24 protein-coding genes and 2 pseudogenes are annotated in these 25,516 nt (G+C 62.3%); 16 read left to right on the top strand and 10 right to left on the bottom strand.

Annotated features, from left to right (window positions below; translation table 11 throughout):
- Window positions 1-38: 38 nt before the first annotated feature.
- The 6 genes from HHL24_RS24890 to HHL24_RS24865 all read left to right on the top strand — a co-directional run bounded on the left by HHL24_RS24890 (window position 39) and on the right by HHL24_RS24865 (window position 5,419).
- Entirely contained in the window at window positions 39-362 is a 324-nt protein-coding gene (locus HHL24_RS24890; protein ID WP_169488084.1) for a UxaA family hydrolase, read from the top strand.
- A gap of 42 nt (window positions 363-404) precedes the next feature.
- Window positions 405-1,718, top strand: coding sequence for a UxaA family hydrolase (locus HHL24_RS24885; RefSeq protein ID WP_169488014.1), 1,314 nt, complete (start codon window positions 405-407; stop codon window positions 1,716-1,718).
- Between the two features lie 128 nt (window positions 1,719-1,846).
- Window positions 1,847-2,887 (top strand): aldo/keto reductase, encoded by a 1,041-nt coding sequence (locus HHL24_RS24880; protein ID WP_169488013.1) that lies wholly within the window; start codon window positions 1,847-1,849, stop codon window positions 2,885-2,887.
- 7 nt (window positions 2,888-2,894) lie between these two features.
- Entirely contained in the window at window positions 2,895-3,725 is an 831-nt protein-coding gene (locus HHL24_RS24875) for an amidohydrolase family protein (RefSeq protein ID WP_169488012.1), read from the top strand.
- A 42-nt stretch (window positions 3,726-3,767) separates the two neighbouring features.
- The gene (locus HHL24_RS24870; protein WP_169488011.1) at window positions 3,768-4,511 is read left to right on the top strand and encodes an SDR family oxidoreductase; all 744 of its coding nucleotides are present in this window, start codon (window positions 3,768-3,770) and stop codon (window positions 4,509-4,511) included.
- A gap of 59 nt (window positions 4,512-4,570) precedes the next feature.
- Window positions 4,571-5,419 (top strand): ureidoglycolate lyase, encoded by an 849-nt coding sequence (locus tag HHL24_RS24865; protein WP_169488010.1) that lies wholly within the window; start codon window positions 4,571-4,573, stop codon window positions 5,417-5,419.
- Window positions 5,420-5,523: 104 nt separating this feature from the next.
- Here the strand turns inward: HHL24_RS24865 and HHL24_RS44125 are convergent.
- Both HHL24_RS44125 and HHL24_RS24855 read right to left on the bottom strand, forming a co-directional pair.
- A pseudogene (locus HHL24_RS44125) lies at window positions 5,524-5,644 on the bottom strand (ArsR/SmtB family transcription factor); the annotation flags it as partial.
- Between the two features lie 41 nt (window positions 5,645-5,685).
- The gene (locus HHL24_RS24855; protein WP_169488009.1) at window positions 5,686-6,120 is read right to left on the bottom strand and encodes a PaaI family thioesterase; all 435 of its coding nucleotides are present in this window, start codon (window positions 6,118-6,120) and stop codon (window positions 5,686-5,688) included.
- A 270-nt stretch (window positions 6,121-6,390) separates the two neighbouring features.
- On the opposite strand from HHL24_RS24855, the gene HHL24_RS24850 reads away from it, so the two are divergent.
- Entirely contained in the window at window positions 6,391-8,013 is a 1,623-nt protein-coding gene (locus HHL24_RS24850) for a methyl-accepting chemotaxis protein (RefSeq protein ID WP_169488008.1), read from the top strand.
- A 123-nt stretch (window positions 8,014-8,136) separates the two neighbouring features.
- On the opposite strand, the gene HHL24_RS24845 is transcribed toward HHL24_RS24850, so the two are convergent.
- On the bottom strand, window positions 8,137-8,340 hold the full coding sequence (locus HHL24_RS24845) for a cold-shock protein (RefSeq protein ID WP_007178724.1): 204 nt from the start codon (window positions 8,338-8,340) through the stop codon (window positions 8,137-8,139).
- 217 nt (window positions 8,341-8,557) lie between these two features.
- Between HHL24_RS24845 and HHL24_RS24840 the strand changes: the two genes are divergently transcribed.
- A complete protein-coding gene (locus tag HHL24_RS24840) occupies window positions 8,558-8,833 on the top strand; it encodes a hypothetical protein (protein WP_169488007.1) in 276 nt (91 codons plus the stop codon).
- A 53-nt stretch (window positions 8,834-8,886) separates the two neighbouring features.
- Here the strand turns inward: HHL24_RS24840 and HHL24_RS24835 are convergent, their stop codons facing one another.
- Complete coding sequence (locus HHL24_RS24835; protein ID WP_169488083.1) at window positions 8,887-9,996, bottom strand: AGE family epimerase/isomerase; 1,110 nt, start codon at window positions 9,994-9,996, stop codon at window positions 8,887-8,889.
- A gap of 265 nt (window positions 9,997-10,261) precedes the next feature.
- Here HHL24_RS24835 and HHL24_RS24830 point away from each other — a divergent pair, with 265 nt between their 5' ends.
- From HHL24_RS24830 to HHL24_RS24810, 5 genes and pseudogenes are all read left to right on the top strand, one after another.
- Window positions 10,262-10,948 carry an MgtC/SapB family protein gene (locus HHL24_RS24830; RefSeq protein ID WP_169488006.1) on the top strand — a complete coding sequence of 229 codons (687 nt, stop codon included), beginning with the start codon at window positions 10,262-10,264 and terminating at the stop codon, window positions 10,946-10,948.
- Between the two features lie 132 nt (window positions 10,949-11,080).
- On the top strand, window positions 11,081-12,454 hold the full coding sequence (locus HHL24_RS24825) for a hypothetical protein (RefSeq protein WP_169488005.1): 1,374 nt from the start codon (window positions 11,081-11,083) through the stop codon (window positions 12,452-12,454).
- Window positions 12,455-12,690: 236 nt separating this feature from the next.
- Window positions 12,691-12,849: a hypothetical protein gene (locus HHL24_RS24820; protein ID WP_169488004.1), complete on the top strand. Its 159-nt coding sequence runs from the start codon at window positions 12,691-12,693 to the stop codon at window positions 12,847-12,849.
- 436 nt (window positions 12,850-13,285) lie between these two features.
- The gene (locus HHL24_RS24815) at window positions 13,286-13,591 is read left to right on the top strand and encodes a hypothetical protein (protein ID WP_169488003.1); all 306 of its coding nucleotides are present in this window, start codon (window positions 13,286-13,288) and stop codon (window positions 13,589-13,591) included.
- A gap of 191 nt (window positions 13,592-13,782) precedes the next feature.
- Window positions 13,783-13,893: pseudogene (locus HHL24_RS24810) on the top strand (3-hydroxyacyl-CoA dehydrogenase family protein); the annotation flags it as partial.
- A gap of 29 nt (window positions 13,894-13,922) precedes the next feature.
- On the opposite strand, the gene HHL24_RS24805 reads toward HHL24_RS24810, so the two are convergent.
- Window positions 13,923-15,275: a type II toxin-antitoxin system HipA family toxin gene (locus HHL24_RS24805; RefSeq protein WP_169488002.1), complete on the bottom strand. Its 1,353-nt coding sequence runs from the start codon at window positions 15,273-15,275 to the stop codon at window positions 13,923-13,925.
- A 2-nt stretch (window positions 15,276-15,277) separates the two neighbouring features.
- Window positions 15,278-15,673 (bottom strand): helix-turn-helix transcriptional regulator, encoded by a 396-nt coding sequence (locus HHL24_RS24800; protein ID WP_169488001.1) that lies wholly within the window; start codon window positions 15,671-15,673, stop codon window positions 15,278-15,280.
- Between the two features lie 262 nt (window positions 15,674-15,935).
- Between HHL24_RS24800 and HHL24_RS24795 the strand changes: the two genes are divergently transcribed.
- Entirely contained in the window at window positions 15,936-16,547 is a 612-nt protein-coding gene (locus HHL24_RS24795) for a flavin reductase family protein (protein WP_169488000.1), read from the top strand.
- Window positions 16,548-16,652: 105 nt separating this feature from the next.
- Window positions 16,653-17,087 carry a cupin domain-containing protein gene (locus HHL24_RS24790; RefSeq protein ID WP_169487999.1) on the top strand — a complete coding sequence of 145 codons (435 nt, stop codon included), beginning with the start codon at window positions 16,653-16,655 and terminating at the stop codon, window positions 17,085-17,087.
- Window positions 17,088-17,262: 175 nt separating this feature from the next.
- Here HHL24_RS24790 and HHL24_RS24785 read toward each other — a convergent pair whose 3' ends face one another.
- Window positions 17,263-18,708 carry a polyhydroxyalkanoate depolymerase gene (locus HHL24_RS24785; RefSeq protein ID WP_169487998.1) on the bottom strand — a complete coding sequence of 482 codons (1,446 nt, stop codon included), beginning with the start codon at window positions 18,706-18,708 and terminating at the stop codon, window positions 17,263-17,265.
- Between the two features lie 219 nt (window positions 18,709-18,927).
- Here HHL24_RS24785 and HHL24_RS24780 point away from each other — a divergent pair, with 219 nt between their 5' ends.
- Complete coding sequence (locus HHL24_RS24780) at window positions 18,928-19,581, top strand: glutathione S-transferase family protein (RefSeq protein ID WP_169487997.1); 654 nt, start codon at window positions 18,928-18,930, stop codon at window positions 19,579-19,581.
- A 5-nt stretch (window positions 19,582-19,586) separates the two neighbouring features.
- Here HHL24_RS24780 and HHL24_RS24775 read toward each other — a convergent pair whose 3' ends face one another.
- From HHL24_RS24775 to HHL24_RS24765, 3 genes are all read right to left on the bottom strand, one after another.
- Entirely contained in the window at window positions 19,587-21,560 is a 1,974-nt protein-coding gene (locus HHL24_RS24775) for a methyl-accepting chemotaxis protein (protein WP_169487996.1), read from the bottom strand.
- A gap of 213 nt (window positions 21,561-21,773) precedes the next feature.
- Window positions 21,774-24,488: a heavy metal translocating P-type ATPase gene (locus tag HHL24_RS24770; protein WP_169487995.1), complete on the bottom strand. Its 2,715-nt coding sequence runs from the start codon at window positions 24,486-24,488 to the stop codon at window positions 21,774-21,776.
- Window positions 24,489-24,619: 131 nt separating this feature from the next.
- Window positions 24,620-25,315: an FMN-binding negative transcriptional regulator gene (locus HHL24_RS24765; protein WP_169487994.1), complete on the bottom strand. Its 696-nt coding sequence runs from the start codon at window positions 25,313-25,315 to the stop codon at window positions 24,620-24,622.
- Between the last annotated feature and the right edge of the window lie 201 nt (window positions 25,316-25,516).

Below are 25,516 nucleotides of genomic sequence, written 5' to 3'. Positions count from 1 at the left end.
CATCACGGAGAACTTACTTGACTAGCCGCCCGTTGCAAATGCCGCAAACATCGCAAACCGACTCACGCCTGATCCTGCTTAGTCCGACGGATAACTGCCTGATCGCGGCGGCGCGTCTCGATGCGGGCACGCAAGTCGAGATCGAAGGCGAGCGCGTGACGCTCACCAAAACCATCAACCTCGGCCATAAGGTCGCGCGCCATGCACTCGCGAAAAACGACAAGGTGCTGCGTTACGGCGCGGTGATCGGTCACGTGACCGAGGCGGTGGTGCGCGGTGCGCATCTGCACACGCATAACCTCGAAAGCGATTACCTGCCCACTTATACGCATGACGCGGGCCACGAGTTCGTCCATCACTGATGTGAGCACAATGACGTGGCTTCGCGCCGCGCTGGAATGACCATGACTGACACTTCCGTAGCATCCGCCGCCTTGCAGCGGCCCACGCTGCAAGGCTATCTGCGCAGCGACGGCCGCAAGGGCATTCGCAATGTGGTCGCGGTAGCGTATCTGGTCGAGTGTGCGCATCATGTCGCGCGCGAGATCGTCACGCAGTTTCGCGAACCGCTCGATGCGTTCGACGATCCTTTAGCCGAGCGCGAGCCGCCGGTGCATCTGATCGGCTTTCCCGGTTGCTATCCGAATGGGTATGCCGAAAAGATGCTTGAACGGCTCACCACGCATCCGAATGTAGGCGCGGTGCTGTTCGTGTCGCTCGGGTGCGAGAGCATGAACAAGCACTACCTCGTCGACGTCGTGCGCGCGAGTGGCCGTCCCGTCGAAGTCCTGACGATCCAGGAAAAAGGCGGCACACGCAGCACGATTCAATACGGCGTCGACTGGATTCGTGACGCACGCAAGCAACTTGCCGCGCAGCAGAAAGTGCCGATGGCGCTGAGCGAGTTGGTGATCGGCACGATTTGCGGCGGCTCGGACGGCACCAGTGGCATCACGGCGAATCCCGCGGTGGGCCGCGCGTTCGATCATCTGATCGACGCGGGTGCAACTTGCATCTTCGAGGAAACCGGCGAGCTGGTGGGCTGCGAATTCCATATGAAAACGCGCGCCGCGAGGCCGGAACTCGGAGATGAAATTGTTGCGTGTGTAGCGAAGGCGGCGCGTTATTACTCAATCCTTGGGCACGGCAGTTTTGCTGTCGGCAATGCGGATGGCGGCCTCACCACGCAGGAAGAGAAATCTCTGGGCGCGTATGCGAAAAGCGGCGCATCGCCGATTGTCGGCATAGTCAAACCCGGTGATGTTCCGCCGACGGGTGGCCTCTATCTCCTCGACGTCGTACCAGACGGCGAACCCCGCTTCGGCTTTCCGAATATCAGCGACAACGCGGAAATCGGCGAACTGATCGCCTGCGGCGCGCACGTGATTCTGTTCACGACCGGACGCGGATCGGTGGTCGGCTCGGCGATTTCGCCAGTCATCAAGGTGTGCGCGAATCCCGCGACGTACCGCAATCTCGCCGGCGATATGGACGTCGATGCAGGCCGCATTCTCGAAGGCCGCGGCACGCTCGACGAAGTCGGCCGCGAAGTGTTCGAGCAAACGGTGGCGGTGTCGCTCGGTGCGGCGTCAAAATCGGAAACGCTCGGTCATCAGGAATTCATCCTGACGTACAAGACTTTCGAGCCGGTGGGTCCGGCTTGTTTGCCGTCGAACGCTGCACCGCCGCATCGGGTTGTCGCGATCGAGCCGCACTGAGGGGTCTAAGCGATCAGTAGGCCCCCAGGCGCGAGCCGTAATCGATTCGACGGCCATCAGCGCGCCAGGCGCGTCGCGCAAACATCGTCGGCACGTGCTAAAACACTATCAAATAGGAGACGTGGTCCATGACGGCAAAGGTCGGCTCGAAGATCGAACAGCGGCGCGGCATCGGCCGCCGTGCATTGCAGGTAACCGGATTGGGGCTCGGTACCGCGCCCTTGGGCGGCCTCTATCGCGATCTGTCCGAAGAAGAAGCGCACGCGACCATCGCAGCCGCATGGGGCGCCGGCGTGCGCTACTTCGATACCGCGCCGCATTACGGTCACACGAAAGCCGAGCACCGTCTGGGCGATGCGTTGCGCGGCTATCCGCGCAGTGAATACGTACTGTCCACCAAAGTCGGGCGCCGTTTCGTACCGCGCACCACGCCCTACGATGGCAGCGAAGGCTGGCAAGACCCGCTGCCGTTCCAGGCGATCTACGACTACACACACGACGGTATTCTGCGTTCGTTCGAAGACAGCCAGCAGCGCCTCGGCATCGTCGATATCGACATTCTGCTGGTGCACGATATTGGCGTTGTCACGCATGGCGACAAGAACCCCTACTACTGGAAACAACTTACCGAGGGCGGCGGCTTTCGTGCGCTCGATGATCTGCGGTCCTCGGGCGCGGTTAAGGCAGTTGGGCTCGGCGTCAATGAAGGCGCGGTCATACTCGACGCGATGGCTGAATTCGATATCGATTGCGCGTTGCTCGCGGGCCGTTATACGCTGCTCGAACAGACCACACTCGACGACCTGCTCCCAGCATGTGAACAACGCGGCGTCAGCATCCTGTTAGGTGGCGCGTTCAATTCGGGCATTCTGGCGCGCGGCGTCGAAGGCGATCTGAAATTCAACTATGGCGATGCGCCGCGTGAAGTCATCGAGCGCGTCGCGCGGCTTGAAGCGGTGTGCCGGGTGCATGGCGTGCCGCTTGCTGCCGCGGCTTTGCAGTTTCCGTATGCGCATCCGGCGGTCGCGACCGTGTTGACCGGCGCGCGCAGTGCCGACGAATTACGTGAGAACGCGGCGTCGTTCGAGCAGCCGATCCCCGCGGACTTGTGGTTCGCGTTGCGTGACAAGGGCTTGCTCGACAGCCGCGCGCCCGTGCCAGAGGATTGATTTGACGATGCCTATCGACGCCCACCAGCACTATTGGGACCCCGCTCGCGGCGACTACGAGTGGCTCACGCCGGAACTGAAAATCCTGTACCGGCCGTTCGGTCCCGCCGATCTCAAGCCGCTGCGTGAACGAGCGGGCATCGAGCGGACGGTGGTGGTGCAGGCGGCGGCGACGATCGACGAAACACGTTATTTGCTGGACGTCGCGCGGCATGAGCCGTCGATCGCCGGTGTCGTCGGCTGGGTGCCGTTGCTGTTGCCCACCGCGCCGGTTGTGATCGAAGCGCTCGCGCGTGAGCCGAAATTCAAAGGCGTGCGGCCGATGCTGCAGGATCTACCGGACGATACGTGGATTGCCAACCCTGATCTCGCGCCCGCGATCGAAGCGCTGATCGCGCACGACCTCGCGTTCGACGCCTTGATTTACGCGCGGCACGTCGAGCATATCGAAACGTTCGCCGCGCGGTTTCCCGCGCTGCGCATTGTTGTCGATCACGGCGCGAAGCCGCCGATCCGTTACGGTCGCGCGGGTTGGTCAACCTGGGCCGATGCGATCACGCGGCTCGCAAACTTACCGCAAGTGCACTGCAAGCTGTCGGGACTCGTCACGGAGGCGTCGCCTGGCTGGACTGAAACAACGCTTCATCCGTACGTCGAGCATCTGCTGAAGTCGTTCGGTCCGGCACGGTTGATGTGGGGCAGCGACTGGCCCGTGCTCGATCTGAACGGCGACTATCTGCTCTGGCACTCGGTGGCGAACACCTTGCTCGCGTCCTTGAGCGACGCCGAGCGTGAGGCGGTTTTCGGCGGCAACGCCGCTGCGTTTTATCGACTTTGATGTAACGAATACAAGCGAAAGCCCAATCAACTGGAGTCGTAGATGACACAAAGACTGGCCGGCAAGACGGCCCTGATCACCGCGGCAGGACAAGGCATCGGTCTCGCCACCGCGGAATTGTTCGCGCGCGAAGGCGCCCGCGTGATCGCCACCGATATCCGCATCGACGGACTTGCCGGCAAACCGGTCGAAGCGCGCAAACTCGACGTGCGCGACGGCGCGGCGATCAAGGCGCTGGCCGCCGAACTCGGCGCGATCGACGTGCTGTTCAACTGCGCGGGCTTTGTGCACGCCGGTGACATCCTCGAATGCAGCGAAGAAGATTGGGACTTCGCCTTCGATCTGAACGCGAAAGCGATGTACCGCATGATCCGCGCGTTTTTGCCCGCCATGCTGGAGAAGGGCGGCGGGTCGATCATCAATATGTCGTCGGCGGCGTCGAGCGTGAAGGGCGTGCCGAACCGCTTTGCGTACAGCGCGTCGAAAGCTGCGGTGATCGGGCTGACCAAGTCCGTTGCTGCAGACTTCATTACGCGTGGTGTACGCTGTAACGCGATTTGCCCGGGCACGGTGGCATCGCCCTCGCTCGAACAGCGGATCGTCGAGCAGGCCAAGTCGCAAGGTGCGACGCTCGAGGCCGTGCAGGCTGCCTTTGTCGCGCGCCAGCCGATGGGCCGCATCGGCAAGCCGGAAGAGATCGCTGCGTTGGCGCTGTATCTCGCGTCTGACGAATCGTCGTTTACCACCGGTCACGCACATGTGATCGACGGCGGCTGGTCGAACTGACACACAGATAAACGCTGAAACACGAACCGAATACCACTGAACGTAAAGGGAAGTGCAAGATGAAACTGCTTCGTTACGGCCCGAAAGGCCAGGAAAAACCGGGCTTGCTCGACGCGCAAGGCAAGATTCGCGATCTGTCGAAAGTGGTTGGCGATATCGACGGCGCAGCGCTGAGCGACGAAAGCCTCGCCAAACTGCGCGCGATCGATCCGGCCTCGCTGCCGGTCGTGGAAGGCAATCCGCGCATTGGGCCGTGCGTCGGCAAGATCGGCAAGTTCATCTGCATCGGGCTGAACTACGCGGACCACGCGGCTGAATCGAATCTGCCGGTACCGTCGGAACCGGTGATTTTCAACAAGTGGACGAGCGCGATCTGCGGCCCGAACGACGACGTCGAAATTCCGCGCGGCTCGAAGAAGACGGATTGGGAGGTCGAACTCGGCGTGGTGATCGGCAAGCCGGCGAAATATATCGACGAAGCCAACGCGCTCGATTACGTCGCCGGTTACTGCGTGATCAACGACGTGTCGGAACGCGAATGGCAGATCGAACGCGGCGGCACGTGGGACAAGGGCAAGGGCTTCGATACGTTCGGTCCGATCGGCCCGTGGGTCGTGACGCGCGACGAAGTGGCCGATCCGCAGAACCTGAGCTTGTGGCTCGAAGTGGACGGCCATCGCTATCAGAACGGCAGCACGAAGACGATGGTGTTCGGCGTCGCGAAGCTGGTGTCGTATGTGTCGCAGTGCATGAGCCTGCAACCAGGTGACGTGATTTCGACCGGTACGCCGCCGGGCGTCGGCATGGGCGTGAAGCCGAATCCGGTGTTCCTGAAGCCGGGCCAGACGATCCGTCTCGGTATCGAAGGTCTCGGCGAGCAGACGCAGAAGACTTACGCGGCAGAGTGAGTTGCGCTCGCTTAGCTGACACGTGTTGTTGAAGTGAAAAAAGCCGTTTCTGCGTGTGATGCAGAAACGGCTTTTTCATGGGCGCGCTGTCTTGGGTCCGAGGTTCAGAGGTTGGCGAGGTCGCGGCCGAGCTTCTGCAATTCGGCGTCGCCCCGCTTGTAGTAGCTGAATTCGCCGATCCGTTGCGCGCACGAGGCCCGCGTCGGCGAGGATCCGCTTCCGCTTTACCGCGACACGATTGCCTCGTGCCTGGTGATGGTGCGCGTTCAACTCACCGGTTCGTGCTCGCCGTTCTCGCTGATTCGATTGATCGTGCCTTGTGCAACAGCGACGAGCTTCTCGCGGTCACCGTCCATCACATACACATTGCACTGACAGGTCGCCTGATACCGGCCCGCGTAGACGACTTTCGCCCGTGCGATCAGCGTGCCGTTCACCACTGGCCGCAGATAGTTGATCTTGTACTCGCCGGTCACGACCTTCGGCCCGAGCGACAGCGCACCGGCGAACGTCAGCGCATTGTCGGCGAGATAACTGATGACGCCGCCATGCACGAAGCCATGCTGTTGCCGCAACTCGTCGCGGATCGGCAGGCATAGCGTCAGCTCGTTGGTGCCCGTGTGCATCAGCTCGGCGCCTAGCAGCATGCTGAACGGCTGGGCATGCAGTGCGCCGCGCGCCCGGTCGAGGATGTCGGTCATCGTGATGATTCCTTCGGGCGTGGCCCGCAGTGGCATCTGCACCGGCGTGCGTTGTGCAGTCCCTACCCACTCTAGGAAGCGCTGACGCACCGCGTCAAGGTGAATCCAAAATATCTGTGTGGCATTGTTGCGAAAAATAACGCGAATAGCGGAGTTGGCCGATGAAAAGGGGCCGTAAGGCGATCTTTAGCGAAATTGATCTCAAGCAAAGTTCGGTTATGCCGTTAACCCTGACGTAGCTCCCGTCATTCTTTGCTTTAGGTGTTCACGATGTTCAGCAAGATCAAGGTCGCATCCGGCCTGTTGTGTGTCCTGGCCGCGTTCTGCGTTTTCCAGCTTGTCACGGTGGGTTTGGGGTTCTGGTCGCTCACGCGCACCCATGACGACGTGGGCGATCTATCGAATATCGCGTTAAAGCAGGTGGACGCGGTCAATGAAACGACCCAGCGCCTGATGGATGCCCGCATCAACCTGTCGCGCGCGGGTACGCGCATGGTGCGCGGCGGCACTGAACCAACCGATATCGTGCAGCACGCCCGCGAACAGTTGACGGCCGCCGATCAGTCGTTTGGCACCTTCATGAGCGCGCAGAAGACCAGCGACGAAAACAGCACCCGCGCTGCCGCGCTCGCCGAGCGCTATAAAAAGCTGCATGACGCACTCTCGAAACTGGTGCAGTTTCTCGACGCGAACAATATCCAGGCTTTCCTCGACCAGCCGACCCAAGGCTTCCAGGACGCCTACCTCGCCGAGTCGCACAACTTCGTGCAATTCGGCGACGCCGCGAGCCGTGCGTCGCTCGATTCGATCGATGCCCGCATGACACTGTTCCGGGGCGTCAGCGTCGCGATCCTGCTGGTGCTGGTGGTGGGCACGTTCGGTGTGTACGCGGCGCTCCGCAAGGGCGTGGTGGCCCCGCTCGAGGAAGCCGGCCGTCACTTCGACCGCATCGCGCAAGGGCGTCTCGACCAGCCGATTGCCTCGCGCGGCACCAATGAAATCGGCCGCCTGTTCTCGGGCCTCGCGAAAATGCAGGCCAGCGTGGCGCGCACCGTGCAAACCGTGCGCGAATCCGCTGACTCGATCCACCTCGGCGCGGACGAAATTGCCACCGGCAACGCCGATTTGTCGGCGCGCACGGAAAACCAGGCGGCATCGCTCGAAGAAACCGCGTCGAGCATGGAGGAATTGACCGCCACGGTGCGCCAGAACGCCGATCACGCCCGCGAGGCCAATGCGCTCGCCGAAACCGCGCTCGAGGCGACCTCGCGTGGCAGCGAAGTGGTCAACGAGGTGGTCGACAAGATGCGCGGCATCGCGCAAAGCTCGGACAAGATCGCCGAGATCATTTCGGTGATCGACGGCATCGCGTTCCAGACCAATATCCTCGCGCTGAACGCGGCCGTCGAAGCGGCCCGCGCGGGCGAGCAGGGCCGTGGCTTCGCCGTGGTGGCGGGCGAGGTGCGCGGTCTCGCCCAGCGCAGCGCCCAGTCGGCGAAGGAAATCAAGACGCTGATCAGTGAGTCGGTTGCCGAGATTCAGGGCGGTTCGGCGCTGGTCGAGCATGCCGGCGAAGCCATGAGCAACGTTTCCGCATCGATTTCGCGGGTCACGCAGATGATGGCGGAAATCAGCGCATCGTCGCTCGAGCAGAGCACGGGCATCGAGCAGGTCAACCAGGCGGTGGTGCAGATGGACGAGATGACGCAGCAGAACGCGGCGCTGGTCGAAGAAGCTGCCGCAGCGGCAGCCTCACTGCATCAACAGACGCAGCAATTGAAGGAGGCCGTTTCCGTGTTCGAAATTTCGGAAACTGTGTTGCGGATGCAACAAATGGACGACACGCGAGGGCAAATGGCGGGGTTTGGGCAGTCGGCGATGCGGGCAATTTAAACCGCACAGACACCGCACAGGCACCCCAAAAGAGTGCATCTGCAAAAGAAAATGGCCCGCCGAAGCGGGCCATTTTGCATCAGACGCAAGCGCCTAAGCGTGCCTCAAAGTACCTGTTGGTACTTAGGCCGGCTGGATGTTCGCAGCTTGCTTGCCCTTCGGGCCTTGCTTGACTTCGAACGTCACTTTTTGGTTTTCCTGCAGGGACTTGAAGCCGCTGCCTTGAACTTCCGAAAAGTGTGCAAACAGGTCTTCGCCGCCGTCGTCCGGGGTGATGAAGCCAAAGCCCTTTGCATCGTTAAACCACTTCACAGTACCTGTTGCCATTTTTAATCCAGTAAATGTTGTGTGTTGCATTCGCGACCGCTATTTCTCAACACGAGATCGAGCGCGAAGTACGAGTTGTATCACGTCTTTATGATGGACGCCAATCAACAAGTATTCGGGTATTCCCGTGATTGGACCCTTTTGCGGCCGGAAAGCATTTTTCAGGGGTCTCCAGCCGGTAGGGTAAACTGCTTGTATTACTCTTCCAGGAAAAACATTGACACATTATCTGCAGGAAGAACTCACCTCGTTTTGGAGTCGTTTGACCCCCTATCTCGCGATATTGGAGTCGAAAGCACCTCAAGAAAGCGCCCCGGACCCGGTCGGCCGTATCACGGTCGATACCGAAGACCACCAGGCTTTCGCCCTTCACACCACCGATAAAAAGCCGCACGGCGACACGTCGGATACCCCCACCGGACAAAGCGCGACCTACACGCGATTTAAAACTGCCGACGCCGATTGGGGACCTTGGCAACGCGAAGAATATTGATTGACCGGTCAGTCGGCTATTAACGCCGACGTCCCGGAGACGACGGCCGGCGCTTAGCCCGGCAACGCGTCATAGGCGGTCGCGAGGTGATAGGGAGTGGTCGACGGCATGTCGGCGCGCGCCACGTCACCGGCGGCCGTTTTGCATTCAAACCAGCCTTGTGGACGCAGGAAGCGTTGCCGGAAAAGCTCGATTTGCCGCGGCAGCGCGGCGAGCGCAGCGGCGTCGTCATGCCTCGCCAGTGCGCGCAGATACTCCGTCTGGGCCCAGATCCGCTGGGTGGCGTCCTTGATTCGACCGGTTGCGTCGAGCGAGGCGCACACGCCGCCCGTTTGCGGGTCCACGCCATATTGCTGCGCGAAGCTGAACGCGCGCATCAGCGATTCGTCGAGACCAGAGGCTTCGAACAACGCGCCCGCCTGCTTGACCAGCCAGAACCATTCGAACTGGTGCCCCGGTTCCAGACGGTTGTCGTCCGCGCAAATCGGCAATTCGGCGATGCAGCCGGTCGGTGCATGCACGAAGTGATGTGCGACGGCGCCGGCAAGACGGCGCAACGCGGCGTCGAAGGCGTTGTCGCGCGTCGCGTTGCGGGCGGCCAGCCAGGCTTCGGTCAGGTGCATCAGGGGATTCTGGATCGGCGTGCCGGTCACGCGGGCGAAGTCCGCGGTGAGCGCGGCGTTGAACAGATCATCTTCCGCCGCGAAGTGCGACTGAATCAATGCCGACGTGCGATGCACGACTTCCAGCGCGTCGCGGTTGCCGGAACGGCCGCCGTATTCCGCACAGGCGAACACCACGAATGCATGCGTGTACAGGTCTTTGGTGGTGTCGAGCGGAGCGCCCTGCGCATCCACGCTATAGAACCATCCGCCGTGGCGCGTGTCCTGAAAGGTGTGCATCAGCGAATCGAACAGCACCTGGGCATGGGCCGCATCGCCGGCTTGCGAGAACACGAACAATTGTCGCGCGCACGCCATCGCCCGGTAGCGTTCTGCCGGCAACGGCTCGGGACCCTCGGCGCTGACCGCTTCGTACGGCAGTTTCAGCGCGGTGTTGAAACCGGGCCCGCGCCACAGCGGCAACACCACACGCGTGAAGTGATCACGCAGGGTGGTGGCGAGAGTGATCGTCGAAGCGGCGGAAGGGGTCATGCTCTGCATAGTTCGGTTGGTCAAACGCGGTCATTCGAAGCGCCTGCGGATTTTGGCTCTCGCCGCAGCGCGGCCGGCGGCGATTGTGCGGTGCTGGCGATCGTGGATCGTGGATGCTGATCGGCCTCCAATAGGACGGTTCGACAGCAGCATTTCGACCGTCCCAGCAACCCGCGCGGCGGCGTGCGGCCAAGCATAAAGCAAACGGCGGCCGCTGGCACTCCGCCACAGGTGCGGAATACGCTTCAAATAATTTCAGATAAGGAGGAAAACAATGTTGGGGAACCTCGAACTCATTTCCCGTCTGGTGCTGGCCGCTGCGCTCGGCAGCGTGATCGGCTTCGAGCGCGAACGGCTTTCATGGGCCGCAGGGTTGCGCACGCACATGCTGGTCTGCGTCGGTTCGACGCTCATCATGATCGTGTCGGCGTATGGTTTCGCCGAAGTGCTGGGTGGCGAACACGTCGTGCTCGATCCCTCGCGGATGGCCGCTCAGGTGGTCTCGGGCATCGGCTTTCTCGGCGCGGGCTCGATCCTGCTGCGCGGCGAGATCGTGCGCGGGCTGACGACGGCGGCGAGCCTCTGGTCGGTCGCCGCTATCGGGCTGGCGGTCGGCGGCGGGCTGTATACGGCGTCGATCGCGGCGACCATCATCATTCTGATCATCCTCGCCGGGATCAAGCCGCTCGAGCGCCGCTTCATCACGGTGAAGCAACGGCGCCAGCTGACGATGATCGTCGAGCGCGGCACCATGACATTTCATTCGCTGCACGACGAACTCGGCGCCGCGAGCCCGCGCGTCAAGCAGTTCGTGATGCAGCAAAGCGACGACGCGCCGGAGTGCGATGAAGTGGTGATCACGCTGCACCGCGTGTCGAATACTGAATATGAGGCGATTTGCGCGCGCTTGCGTCAACTGCACGGCGTCAAGCAGTTCCGGCAGGACCCGACGTCTTCTTAAAAGCGGAAAATCGTCGGCGAATGGCTTCGGCAGGGGCGGGCGGCCATGCGACAATGCGGTCTCGAAAAATTCCAATGGCATTGACGAGCGGTGCTCGGCGCCCGCTTTCCGGCGACGACCGCTTTTTTCTCTATGGCAGATTCCGCAGCATCCACGCAGTCCCGGCCTCAGCGCGCCGCTTCGAAGAAGCGGCGTCAGGCCACCGTCTCGACCGAAACCGAAAACAAGCTGGCGCGCGCCGCGCGCTCGGCACAACGTCTCGCGCAACTGAGCGATGCCTCACGCGACGACAGCACGCTCGATCTGTTCCCTGACGATCCCACCCGCGCCACGCTGGAAGCGATGAACATCGACGTCCGGCAAGGCACGCTGCATGGCTTCGAATTACCCGATGTCGTGCTGGCAGCGGTTGGCGCGATCGATGCCGACGGCGTGTCGCTGGAGGCAAGGGCGGCGCGTCGCGCGCCTCGCGCCACGAAGTCCGATGATCCCGCGCCGGTGAATGCGCAATTGAGCGGGCTGGAGACGGAGGCCGTGGAGGCGACGGCATCGCCTGTTGGCGAGCTGGCTTTCGGGGATGCGAAGGCGCCAGCAGAGGTGCCGGCCGAAGAGAAGCCGGCGGCTTCGGCACGCGACGCGGTCGCGCCGCTCACGCCGGCGATGGCGGCGGCGACCGTGGCGCGCAGCGTGACCGCGCTGCGCCAGGCGGCCGAGCCGGGTGCCGCGACGACAGATACAGCGGCGGCACCGACTTCGGGCGGTGCCAGGCCGCCTATGCCGCCGCAGCGCTTCGCGGCGACCTTTGCCAAGGCGACGACGGCTTCGCGAGAAGCAGCCGGCGCCGAAGCCGCGAATGTGGGAGCGGAGCGCGCGTCGTTTTCGTCCGGGTCCGGGTCCGATTCCGGCGCGGCGGTTGCCGAGCCGAAGCCGGCCGCCAATGCGTCTGCAACTGCGGCCGCATCCGCGCCAGCATCCGCATCTGCGCCCACATCCGCGCATGCGAGCGCCTCTTTCGCGGCGCCCTCCTTTCGGGAAGCTCAGCGCGCCGAAGCTGCCGCGGCAGCGCTGCGTGCCGCGCCTGAACTCGACCGCGCGCGTGCGACGGCCTTCGCCGATACCGTCGACGCCCTATATGGCGTGATCGCCGATCAACGCCTCGCCGCCACCGACCATTCGCGCCGCATGAAATGGATGCTGTCGATCGTCGTTGGCGCGTTGCTGATGACGGTTGCGATCGGTATCACGCAGACGGTGCTTCTAATGCGCTTGACGCGTGAAACCACCGCCCAGCAGCACCGCATCGAACAGATGATGCAGAACCAGCAGGCTGCCATGGCCAGCTTGCTCGACACCCACATAGCGATGGCCAACGCGGCGGCGGCCACTGCCGCTTCTGACGCAGCCGCAACCGCGGCGCCCCAGCCGGCCGCGGCCACGCCCGCTCATGGCAAACGCGGCGCGCGCGCACAGCACGCGCACAAGCCGAAAGCAGCCAACTCGCACTGAGTGTCGGTGCCGCCGCGCTGGCGAAAGCTGGCGCGGCGGTTTGCTTCGCAGGCGTGTCGTCCTGAAATATAAAAAAACGGGGACGTTGTCATGGTGCAACGCATCATGGATAAAAACCCTGTGGCAACACACCACCCGAGAAATTGCTGCATTGCACTAGCTTTTGACTAGGGAAAACCCTATAATGCTTCTTAAGGGAAAACCCTAGCAAATGCAGTAACTAACCGGGAGTCGCCATGAGCTTCATTTTTGCACTGTTCCAAAAGGTCAGCGACCTCTTTGCGTCGCCCCATCTGCCGCTGGATTCGGACTACTCGTATGCAGCGCGTAGCCGCGAAGCAGAGCGCATGCGCAAAGCGCAATCAACGTTGTTCGGCGTCAAGCTGAGCGACTAAAAAGCAAAGTTGTACGGCCTGAGCGCGGACCACCGCGCGTGGGCGCGCACGTCGAGTGCGCCTCGCGTCATTGAAGCCACCGCCCGCGAAACGCGTGCCGTGGCTTTTGTTTTTTGGGCGGTTACCGCCCAATTCCCAGTCTTTCCGAATATTTCCTGGCCGAAATGAATGTAACGACGCCTGACAAGGTGCCGTCGTGCCATCGCGTTGATTCGCCGCGCATGCGCTGTAGACGGGCGGCGGACACCCAAAAGGCTGCTCTCCATCCGTCCCTTTCTATGAAACGTGTGCTTACAAGTGCTCACGTCTTCATGCAGTTTCCACCGCTAAAGTTGGTTTCAAGCGTACGGCGTCTGGTCCGAACTCAAAATCGCGGTTCGATGTTGACCGAACACGGGCGCTGGCTTGATACAAAAACTTTGTATGGGAGGTCACTATGAAAACCTTTAACAAAACACCGCGTTCGATTATTGCAACCTTGCTGGCGGGCGGCGCGTTGCTCGCAGCCGGCAGTGCTTTCGCCCAGGAACGGGTGGTTGTGGAGAATGGTCCGGGACCGGCGGCTTACGGTCAGCCGCACATGATGCCGGTGGGCGTGTCGATCAACATCGGCTGGCATGGCGATCGTTACTACGACGGCCATCGCTACTGGGCCCATGACGACTGGATGCGTCATCACCCGCACGACTATGATCCGCACCATCACGGCGACGACCATCGCCCGCCGCCGCCGCACTATTAATGCGCGCATGACGGCACCGCATGCCGCGGCGTGAAGTCCAAAAGCCGGTCCTTCCTCACGGAAGACCGGCTTTGTCATGTTGGGGCTCGGAAACGGCGCGCTGCGCTATGCCCGAAAGCTTTCATCGACGGCAGCAGGCGAGCGGCGTGGACAGGGCAGTCATAGGCGTAGTGGGCAAGGGGTTGATGGGCGTCAACGCGGGACGCGTCGGCTTGCGCAGCGGCGCTGGTTTCTATGAATGGGACGACGCCTATCTGGCGCGAATCAAGGAAGGCCGCAAGCAGGTAATGGGTCGCGGTTAATGGAGCTATGCGGGAGGCACTTTTCCTTGCTACGCGGCTGACGACCGACTCGGCGTCGCTGCTAGCTTATTCCGCTGCCTCCCAACTCCACCCAGGATCGATTCCGCCAGTCCCTTTGGAAATCCTGAAGGCACCAGACCGCTCACCTCGTTGATCACTTGATCCGTCGCGTCAACTACTTCGGCAATGATGCCCTGCGCCGTCTCGCTTCCCAACCCAACCCGCCGAGCCTGCTCAATCCAGTGCCGACGTTGAATCTTGTCGATCAGATAGTGATTCGCACTGCCGCGAACGGCCATCGCCATCTTCGCTTTCTGACGCGCAATCTGATTCCGTCCCGGGCCAATGATCGGATGTGCGGAGAGCACGTCGTAAAGTGGCGTCGACCGGTACAACCCGCCAGGTAAATGAAAAATGCTGAAGTTTTTCGCATGCCCATCCGTTGCTGCCAGTAGCCAGAACACGAGTTGGGTCTTGAAGAACTGCCGCCGATCGTGATCCGCTTTTTCCGAGCCGAGCAATACGTCCATGATCTCGGCGATGCCCGGCCCACCGTCGGCTTGGTACTTCAGATGTGAGGGCCTTCCAGTGGCCTGGCACATGTCTTCCTGCGGAAGGCGCACGATCCAGCTCGCGTCACTCGACAGCCTACGATCGAAACGCTCGACCACGAGCGCTTTCTGGTCCTCGAACGTTGCAACCTCGCAATTCGCCGCGGGCAGTCCATACGCCGATACGATTTTCGAGCACAGCCATTCGTTTTCAATCGATGTCCTCATGTCCGCTTGCATGTTCCCCACGAGGCCGAGCGGGAGCTTGAAGATATGCGTGGTCGGCGTGCTGCCGGCCGGATAGATCCACTGTTCATCAAGACGCAGCAGCGCAGTTTTCTCCTGGGCGCCAGCAATCGATAATCTCAGATCCGCACCGCTATCGTATTGGCCGAGCGGCGCTGCTGCGGTTGCGTTACGCAGCAACTGAGCAACCTGCGGATCGGATAACGGCGTCCCAGAGATGTCGTAAAGATCGGTGGGTTGCTCGTCAGGCGGGAGGAGTTGGATCGCACCAACGCAGTCACGACCAAGCGCTACCAGCAGGTCAAAAGCATGCGTGCTGCCTGTGCGATGCCGTTGAGCCAACCGCCGGCGAATGGCGTCGCTATCGGGAAGTAGATTGTCGAAGAAAGCGCTGACCACGTCGCCGCGGTACGGCAGATTGCCGGGTGTGAACGGCATCGACAGGGAAAGCGGGCGCCCCTGTTCATCTTCGATCCACTCGTCGCGATAACTCAGGCGGTCCCCTTCCCGTGCTTTTTCCCAGTAGCCGACGGGCAGGCCGTTCATCCAGATGTCGAGTCGTTGCGTCTGAGAGCGGCGCGCCATGATTACCAGTTTTCCCTTTTCTTTTTGGTCGTGATCCCACCAACGGGCTGCTTCGAACTCGGCGCCTTCTGGGGCGGGCCTGTGCGGTTGGCCGCAGACGAAGGTTTTGCTTTCTTCGCGGCGGGGACTGGCCGTTGACGCCTTGGCGCGTCGGTCTGCGCCGGTTCACTGCCAGGCGCGGATGACGTCTGACTCATGCGCAGCTCCACGTTCAGCAAACGCATGACCTTAAAGAGCCGCTCTACGCTCGCCGATGCCGGATTGGCTTCCAGTTGCGCGTAGCTTTGCTGGGTGATTCCTAACAGTTCGGCCACCGCAGCTTGTGTGAGCCCTGCGGACTTGCGGAAGCCCAGCAGTATGGGGCGGAGCTGACTTAGCGTCTTGATAGCGTAATCCATTGGATTTTCTTCAGGCCCGTACAGTCTCTGGACTGTAGCACAAAAATACAGGTATTAAGCTGTAAATTGAATATACAAGTTTTAGGCTGTAATTTTAATTAACAGTCCAAAACCTGTTAAGTGTGAATCGCGCAGCCAATCGATCAGCTGCAACCCTCGGAAGGGCCAATAGCCGCACCTCTTCAACCCCCCCCCAGCAGCCCCAGCAAGTCTGCGGTATAAATACTCTCCCGCCTCACCCGCAAACCCCCAACGCGAACCCATGTCCCACTACTTCTACGACCCCGCTGCCGGTCACGGCCTCCCGCATGACCCGTTCAAGGCCATCGTCGCCCCGCGCCTGATCGGCTGGATTTCCTCACGCGCCACCGACGGCACGCTGAACCTCGCGCCCTACAGCTTCTTCGGCGCCTTCGCCAGCTTCCCGCCGATCATCGGCTTCTGCAGCGAAGGCCGTAAAGACAGCATCGCCAACATCGAAGCGACTGGCGAGTTCGTCTGGAATCTTGCCGGCAAGCCGCTCGCCGAGCAGATGAACCGTTCCTCCGCACCCGTCCCGCCGCACGTCGACGAATTCGAACTCGCCGGCCTTACGCCCGCGGCCGGCCGCAACGTCGCCGTGCCGCACGTCGCCGAATCGCCGGCCGCGCTCGAATGCAAGCTGCTGCAAGTGGTGCGTTTGCACACCCTCGACGGCAAGCCGATGGACAACTACCTGTCGCTTGGGCAAGTGGTCGGCGTCCATATCAACGAGGCCTATCTGAAAGACGGCCTGTTCGACACCCATGCAGCGCAGCCGATCATGCGCGCCGGCTATCGTGCCGACTACGCGGAAATCGGCGAGATGTTCCAGATGTTCCGCCCGACCGCGTAATAGTTCGCATCGCAAAACCCCGCGCAAACTGGCCCGCTTGATGCTTGCAAACGACGCTCCAACGCGTCGTTTTCAACTGCCGGCTCACTCAAGAGGAGCGCGATCATGTCCACCGAATTCGCCACGCAGTTCAGCCATGTCCGTCCGCAAGACACGTCCTACGTGGATCAGGGCCTACGCGACTTTTTTCTCTACCGCGATTTAGGCATCGCGCAGGCAACCGGCGGCAAGGTGCTGGCGCAACTCGTCAAGGCGAATCACGCACCAGAGCAAGGCACCGGTTGGCACCGCCATGAGGCCGATTTCCACATTGTGATCATGCTGAAGGGCTGGGCACGCTTCATGTACGGCGACAGGGAGACGCTCGTCGCCGCCGGCGATTGCGTGCATCAGGCGCCCGGCATCGTCCATTATCTATTCGATTACTCAGAAGATATGGAGTACATCGAAATCGTGTCGCCGGCCGATTTCAAGTCGATTGAAGTCGAAGGTCCGTGCGAAGTGCCTGCCGTGCAGCCGTGGAAAAGCGTCGCGGCTTGAGTAGCTGAAGCTGGGCCGCTGCGCTCGCATAACGAGGCCGGTGACGGCTTGCACCGAGAGCGGCCGAGTCGTTGATGCAGTGATCGCCCGAAGAAGCCGCCACGACTTCCGCACATTTGGCTACCTGAAGAAACGACCGCATCGTTTGCACGATGCGGTCATCTGAACGAACAGATCACTGCGTCGCCGGTGGCCGTCGGCGTGGCGCCGGTGACCCCTGCTGCGGCTTGGCGGCGGCGCTGGCTCCATCCGCCGCAGCAGTAATCACGCCGGTATCGATTTCGACATCACCCACCGCCGACGCGGCCGGCGCTGCTGCAATCACCTCAGAAGCCGCGGCCACCGACATCGGCTGAATCGTGCGCGCCCGCGAACTCACCAGCACCGCCCGCGGTTCGTTGTCGTAGATCACGGCCCGCACGCGCGGATAAATCTGCCGCTCCCACCGATGTCCATTGAACACGCCATAGTGCCCCACACCGGTTTGCACATGATGCGTCTTCAGATACGGCCGCAATTTGTCGCACATGTCCTGCGCGGCGAGCGTCTGACCAACCGCGCAGATATCGTCCTTTTCGCCCTCCACGGTCAGCAGCGCAGTGCGGCGGATCTTCGAAGGTTCCACAAGCCGCCCCTCCACTTCGAGCTCATGCAACGGCAGCGCATGCCGCTGAAAAACCGTATCGACGGTCTCCAGATAGAAATCGGCTGTCAGATCCATCGTCGCGAAGTATTCTTCATAGAAAGTGTGGATCGTGTCGGCCTTCGCCGGATCGCCTTTGGCACGTTCGTAATACATGGTCTCGAACGAGTCGAGATGGCGGCCGAGGTTCATCGACATAAACGCGGTCAGCTGCACGAAGCCCGGATACACGCGACGCTGCGCGCCCGCAAAACCGAACGGCACCGCGCTGATCAGGTTCTGCTCGAACCACTCGATCGGCTTGCTCTTGGCCAGTTCGTTGACGCGCGTCGGGTTGATGCGCGTGTCGAGCGGGCCCGCCATCAGCGTCATGCTGGCGGGTTGCGCGGGGTTGTCATCGGCGGCCATTAGCGCCACCGCGGCCAATGCGGCGACCGTCGGCTGACACACCGCCAGCAGATGCGCACCCGGTCCGATGGTTTCGGTGAAGTCGATCACGTGCTGCACGAATTCGTTGAAGCCGAAACGGCCTTGGCTCAGCGGCACGTCGCGCGGGTTGTGCCAATCGGTGATGTAGACGTCGTGCTCGGCCAGCATCGTCAACACGGTGCCGCGCAGCAGCGTCGCGAAGTGGCCGGACATGGGCGCGATCACCAGCACGCGCGGCTGCGGATGCGAAAGGGCGGCATCCTTACGGAAATGCAACAGCGAACAGAACGGCGTGTGGGCTGTCACTTCCTCGACGATCCGTACGGATTTGCCTTCCGTCACCACGCTATCGATGTCGAATGGTGGTCTGACGGGTGTGAGTCCCGCGAGCGTCAACAACTCGCAGGCCGCGCGTACCGAGCGTCCATGCGACGTGTCGCCAAACGCGGGCCACGCGTCGAGCGAATGATTCACCAGCGCTGCGCCGTGCCGCATTGGCAGCATCAAGTCGGCGAAAGCCTGGTATGTGGGATATGCGAACAGGTTCATAACCTTCGCACGAATGCAATAAAGGAAGGAGCCCGAATAGAGGCAAGTCATGTGCCAATCATGCAGTCGCACTGACGCGGCCGTCCCTGCACGTTGGCATAGCATTTGCGCGAGTCATGCCAGCGGGCCGAAATTGCCGCGCTTTGGTGCGCCCGCGCACGGCAACGTGCATGCGCATCGTCAGGCGTCGGCGGAACGCCCCATCCGGAGGAGAAACGTATGGCCAATACTACGCTCACCATCAGCAGCAAGAACTATTCTTCGTGGTCGTTGCGCGGCTGGCTGCTGACGAAGTTCAGTGGCCTGCCTTTCGAAGAGATCGTGATGTCGATCGACGATCCCGCCGCGCGCGCCGAATTGCTGCTACTGTCGCCGTCAATTCTGGTGCCGTGTCTCTTTCACGACGACATCAAGATCTGGGACACCCTGGCGATTGCCGAATATCTGAACGAGGTGAAACCGGAAGCAGCGCTGCTGCCGAAAGATACCCGCGCGCGAGCGCATTGCCGCTCGATTTGCGGTGAGATGCATTCGGGTTTTGGTTCGCTACGCTCGGCATTGCCGATGAACCTCAAAGCGCATTTTCCGGGCTTCAAGGTGTGGGCCCGGGCGCAATCGGATATCGATCGTATCGTGACGATCTGGAGCGAGTGCTTGCAGCAGTACGGCGGGCCGTTTCTGTTTGGCGAACGCAGTGCGGCGGATGCGATGTACGCGCCGGTGGTGACGCGTTTCGTTACCTACGATGTGAAGCTGGATCCGGAGATTGTCGACTACGGGCAGCGCATCATGGCACTGCCTGAAATGCAGCAGTGGATCGCGGACGCGCAGCAGGAAGTGGAGGAAATCGACGAACTGGACGTGGAGTTTTGAACGCCTTAATCCCGCCCAGCTCCCAGCTTGAACACACTCACCACCTGCGCAAGCCGCGCAGCCTGATCGCGCAACTCGGCCGCCGCGAGTTCTGCCTCGCCGACGATCGTCGCATTCTGCTGGGTCGCCTCACCAATCTGCGTGACAGCAAGATTGACCTGCTCGATGCCGCCGGATTGCTCGCGTGACGCAACGCTGATCTCCGCCATGATCGCGCGTACCTGGCCGACCTTGAGAACGATGCCCTGCATTGTCGAGCTGGCCTCTTCAGCGATCCGGAAACCGCTCTGAACGGTCGCCGTGGAGGCGGCGATCAGACCTTCGATTTCCTTCACCGAAGCCGCGCTGCGCTGCGCGAGCGCACGCACTTCCGATGCCACCACCGCAAAGCCCTTGCCGTGTTCACCGGCGCGCGCTGCTTCGACGGCAGCGTTCAGCGCGAGGATATTGGTCTGGAACGCGATGCCTTCGATCACGCTGGTGATCTCAGCAATCTTCTGCGACGAGCGGCTGATCTCGCCCATCGTCGAGACCACGCGTTCGACCGCACGGCCGCCTTCGAGCGCGGCATCCGCGGCATTCGTCACGAGCGTGTTGGCCTGTGCGGCATGGTCGGCGTTCTGCTGCACCGTTGACGTGATCTGTTCCATGCTGGCCGCCGTTTCTTCGAGGCTGCTCGCCTGCGTGGCAATGCGTGCAGCGATGTTGCCGCTGCCGGTGGCGATCTTTTCAGTGCCTTCCGACATATCCGTCGATGCATTGCGCACTTGCGACACGATGCGCGCGAGGCCTTCGCCGATGCCGTCGATCGATTGCATCAGGCGGCCGATTTCGTCGCCGCGCGCATTCGCGCCGTTCGCCACGCGCACGCTTAGATCGCCCGAGGCGAAGCGCTCGGACGCCTTCGCGGCTTCATCGAGCGGACGGCTCACGAGACGGCGCACAGCGATCAGGAACACGATAGCGAATGCGCCGACCAGTGCGAAACCGATCAGCAGGAATTCATCACGCGTTGTGATGACGTCCGCCATCACCTCGTCGCGCGGCGCGACGCCGCCCACCAACCATTGCCATTCCGGCACGGTGACGAACGAGACGAATTTGTCGCGCGCGTTGCGCTCGCCGAGCGTCGCGTCGGCGGAACTGAATTCGAGCTGGCCCTCTTTCATATCGAGCATTTGCTGATACGGCGCGTTCGCGTTGTCCGCGTTCTGGCCGGCGGCGGCCGGATGCACGATCAGCTTGCCGCGATCCGCGCCTTTCGAGGCGTTGACCACGAAGTAGTAGCCGCTGTCGCCGATTTTCAGTTTGCTGATGCCGTCTTCGACCGACTGGATCTCCTGGTCCACGTTCACGCCCACGAACAGCGCGCCAATCACGCGGCCGCTCGCGTCGGTGATCGGCCGATATTGGGTAATCAAGCGTTTGCCGAAGAGCGCGGCAAGTCCCGTATAGGATTTGTTGGCGAGGATCGATGCGTACGCGGGCGCCTTGCGGTCGAGCAGCGTGCCGATCGCGCGCGAGCCGTCCTGTTTTTTCAGCGAAGTCGTCACGCGGACGAAATCGTCGCCGCTGCGCGCGAACACGGTAGCCACCGCGCCGCTGCGCTCGAGAAACTGGTCGGGAATCGTGAAGTCCATGTTCAGGACTTTGTCGCCGGCTTTGATGGTGGGGGTGGCGACGCCGTTGATGTCGACTTTCTGGGTCTCGTCGAGTGTGTAGCCCGTGGGCAGGAAGCTCGCGAACAGCGACATCGAGCGATCGACCTCGGCCGACAGCGCCTTGTCGAACAGCGTGATCATGGCGGCAATCGAGCGGTCCTTATCGGCGATGCGCTCGAGCACCTGATCACTGACCTGCTTGCCGGCGGTACGCGTGAGCGCCCACGTGAAGGCGGCGAAAATCAACGCCACCAGTACGCACGACAGCGCGGCAAGCCGGGCGCCAACGCTGGCGCGGCGCAAAGAGAGAAATTCCATGGGCGTTCGGAGTAAGGAAAGACATGTGGCGCGCAAGCCATGCGGATGCATGGTTTACACCTATGTCAGGATTACGGCCGATTTGCCCATTTCTTTAGTCTGTTCGAAAGCTTTTCGTAATATATGGGCGTATATAGCCCGTCAAGGCATCAAGGCGTCAAGGCGTCAAGGCGTCAAGGCGTCAACGCATCAACGAATTAATGTGTGAACGCCTCACCGCGCCGACGCGCCGCGCCAGGTCCGCAGCAGAAGCGCATTGGTGACGACGCTCACGCTTGAAAACGCCATCGCCGCACCGGCCAGCATCGGGTTCAGCAAGCCGAAGGCGGCAAGCGGAATGCCGATCAGGTTGTAGACGAAGGCCCAGAACAGGTTCTGCTGGATCTTGCGCCAGGTCCTGCGCGAAATGTCGATGGCGTCGGCCACCAGCGCCGGGTCGCCGCGCATCAGCGTGATGCCGGCCGCCTGCATCGCGACGTCGGTGCCGGTCGCCATCGCGATGCCGATGTCGGCGGCCGCGAGGGCGGGGGCGTCGTTGATGCCGTCGCCCACCATCGCGACGATGCCGGCGCTGCGGATCTTCAGATCGCGGATCACGCGGGCTTTGTCGTCCGGCAGCACTTCAGCGTGGAATTCCTCGATGCCGAGCGCCAGGGCGACGCTCGCCGCGCTGCCGTGGTTGTCGCCGGTGACGAGCACGCTTTTGATGCCCATTTGTGCGAGCCGTTCGATGGCCGCGCGGGCAGTCGGTTTGACGGTGTCGCCGAAAGCGATCAGTGCGAGCGCGGTGGGCGCTTGCGGCGCGCGTTGTATCAGCCAGGAGACAGTGTTGCCGGCAGCTTCGAGTTGTTTTGCGCGCTCGGTGAGTTGCGGCGACAGCTGGATGCCAAGTTCGTTGAGCCAGCGCGTGCTGCCCAGCGCCAAGGTGTGGCCATCGATGTCGGCCTCCACGCCGCGGCCGGGCACTGCGCGTGCGGCGCTTGCCGTGAGTGTCGCAACTGGTGGCTCCGTTGCGCCCTTCGTTATCGCAACGGGCGCTGAAGCGCTCAGCGTGCTACCAGCCAGCGCGCTACCACCCAACGTGCTTTCAGCCAGCGCGGTACCGCCCAACGCGCTATCGACCACCGCCCCAACCCCGCCGGTCGCCGACGAGCCCTCAACCGCGGTGTCGTCTCGCAAATTGCCCGCCTGTGCCGCTTCATACGCCTTCACCACTGCCCGCGCCAACGGATGATCGCTATGCCGTTGCACGGCCGCAGCCAGCGCCAATGCCTCGTCGCGCCCAATACCGCCGATCGCCTCGAACGCCGTCACCGAAGGTTGCCCGACGGTCAGCGTGCCGGTTTTATCGAACGCAACAACATTCACGCGATGCGCGGTTTCCAACGCCTCGGCGTCCTTGATCAGCACGCCACGCCGCGCGGCGACGCCGGTGCCGGCCATGATGGCTGCGGGCGTCGCCAGTCCGAGCGCGCATGGGCAGGCGATCACCAGCACGGCGACCGCATTCAGAATCGCGGCTTCACCTCCCGCGCCAGCAATCAGCCAGCCCACCAGCGTCAGCGCCGCAATCGCCAGAATCGCCGGCACGAAGATCTCGCTGACCCGATCGACCAAACGCTGGATCGGTGCCTTCTCAGCCTGCGCGCTTTCCACGAGGCGGATGATTCGCGCGAGCGTCGTTTCCGCGCCGATCGCGGTGGTCGTCACCGCAATCGCGCCTTCGCCGTTGATCGAACCGGCGGTAACCGGATCGGCTGCCTGCTTCGGCACCGGCAAGCTTTCGCCGGTAATCAGCGATTCGTCGATGTGGGTGCGGCCTTCGAGCACCGCGCCGTCGACTGGCACGCGTTCGCCGGGACGCACGATCACTACCGTGCCGACCCGCACTTGCGCGAGCGGAACTTCGCGCTCGTCCGCTCCGACGCGGATTCGCGCACGGTCGGGGCGCAGCGCGTTGAGCGCGCGGATCGCATCCGTGGTCTGGCGCTTGGCGCGCGCTTCGAGCCATTTGCCGAAGCGCACCAGCGTAATCACTACCGCCGACGCTTCGAAGTACAGATGCGTCATGTCGCCCGGATGGGTCGCCAGTTCATAGACGCTGATCCCATAAGCCGCCGACGTGCCGAGCGCAACCAGCAAGTCCATGTTCCCGGCGCCGGCCCGCACCGCACGGTAGGCCGCGCGATAGAAGCGCGCGCCGAACACGAACTGCACGATCGAGGCGAGGGCGAATTGCAGCCAAGGGGAAAGCATCGCGTGCACGCCGAACCATTCGCCGACCATCGGCAGGACGAGCGGCAGCGTCAGCACGGCGGAGGCGAGCACGGCCGCCAGCTCGCGGCGGGTCTGGTTGCGTTTGCTGTCGGCGGCGGCGGCGAGGGCGGCGGTATCGGCTGCAGTCGTCGGTGAGTCTGGCGGTGCTATCAGCGTCGCCTCGTAACCCGCTTTCTTGACCGCTGCGATCAGCGCATCGGCGTCGGTACTCGAGTCTGAGGCCGCGTTGCCTAAATTGACGGACGCCGTTTCGGTCGCCAGATTCACCGACACGCCCGCGACGCCCGGCACCTTCGCGAGTGCCTTCTCCACGCGCATTGCGCACGAGGCGCAGGTCATTCCGCCGATCGCCAGTTCAGTGGCGTGCGAAGTGCGCGCTGGCGCGACGTCCGGGCGCGCCGACGGCGTGGCTTCGTAGCCCGCTTTGCGCACGGCGCTGGCGAGCGTTTCGGGGTCGACGGCAGCGTTGCTGTCGATGCTGGCTTTTTCAGTGGCGAGATTCACCGACGCGCGCGTGACCCCCGGCACTTTGGCCAGGGCTTTCTCGACGCGCATGGCGCACGAGGCGCAGGTCATCCCGCCGATGTCGAGTTCGGTGGTTCTGGAGGGCGTAGCGTCCGCGGGACGCAGCGGTGGAGCAAGTTCGGTCATGGCAGGCAAGGCTCTTCGCGGCATTGGGCCGCATCATGAACCGAGTATTGACCTTCCCATGATGGGAAGGTCAAGGATGTTTTTGTGGCGCGCTGCAGCTGCGTCGCGCTACGGTTGATAAGCAGAACAGCTCAGAATGCCGGCGGCGCGTCCAGCATCGCCTGGCCAACGGCCTTCTGTTCGTCGCTGGTGCGCGCCAGCAGGGTGTCGGCCGCACCGCGCCGGTCGGCGGCTTCCTTGTTCTGGCCGAGCTTCCATTTGCCGACCAGTCGCGTGACCTCGATCTCGAGACCGACGATCGCCCCCAGCATCTGGGCGATATAGTCGGCCGGCGCGTCGCCCATCTTCCAGGGCACCGCTTCACCCGCTTCCATCTTGCGGGTGAGTCGCGCGACGAGGCCACGCACGAACGCCTCGTCGTCGCGCACGACGATCCGGCCGTGCGCGTGCACCACCATATAGTTGTAAGTCGGCACCTGACGATGCGTCTCGTGCTTGCTCGGATACCAGGTCGGCGAGATATAGGCGGCCGGACCCTGGAAAATGACAAGGGCTTCCGGGTTGGCGGCGACTTCCTGCCAGACAGGGTTGGCCCGAGCGACGTGGGCGCGGAGGATGCCGTGGGTTTCGGCAGCCGTGTCGCTTCCTGTGGAAGTGAGCTTCGCGTCACCTCCTCCGGGGGCTAACTGCGCGTCGAATTCAAATGGCAAATGATTCGCATCGAGTCCATTCGGGCCATTAGTAATCAGCGCGCCAAACGGCTGCTCGGCGATCAGGCGATGGAGAACCTCTGGACGGTTCTCTTCAAAATGGGCGGGCATATACATAAAACGCTCCGGATACAAAAGGGCGGCGAGTGGTCGGGAAGTGCGGCCAGCAAGACAGGAACTGGCGTGCGAGTGACAAAAATCGTTAACCGTACTGCAAATGGTGTCCGCGCGCTCATTACAAAGCGCTATTGCTGCCTTTGCGCTTGCCTGGTGAGCAAGGATACGATACAACCCGATGTTGTCGGCATCGCAAGCTGC

Source organism: Paraburkholderia polaris, from assembly GCF_012927345.1.
GTDB lineage: Bacteria > Pseudomonadota > Gammaproteobacteria > Burkholderiales > Burkholderiaceae > Paraburkholderia > Paraburkholderia polaris.
The sequence above is the reverse complement of the archived record's forward strand: the minus strand, read 5'-3'. Positions and strand labels throughout refer to the sequence as shown.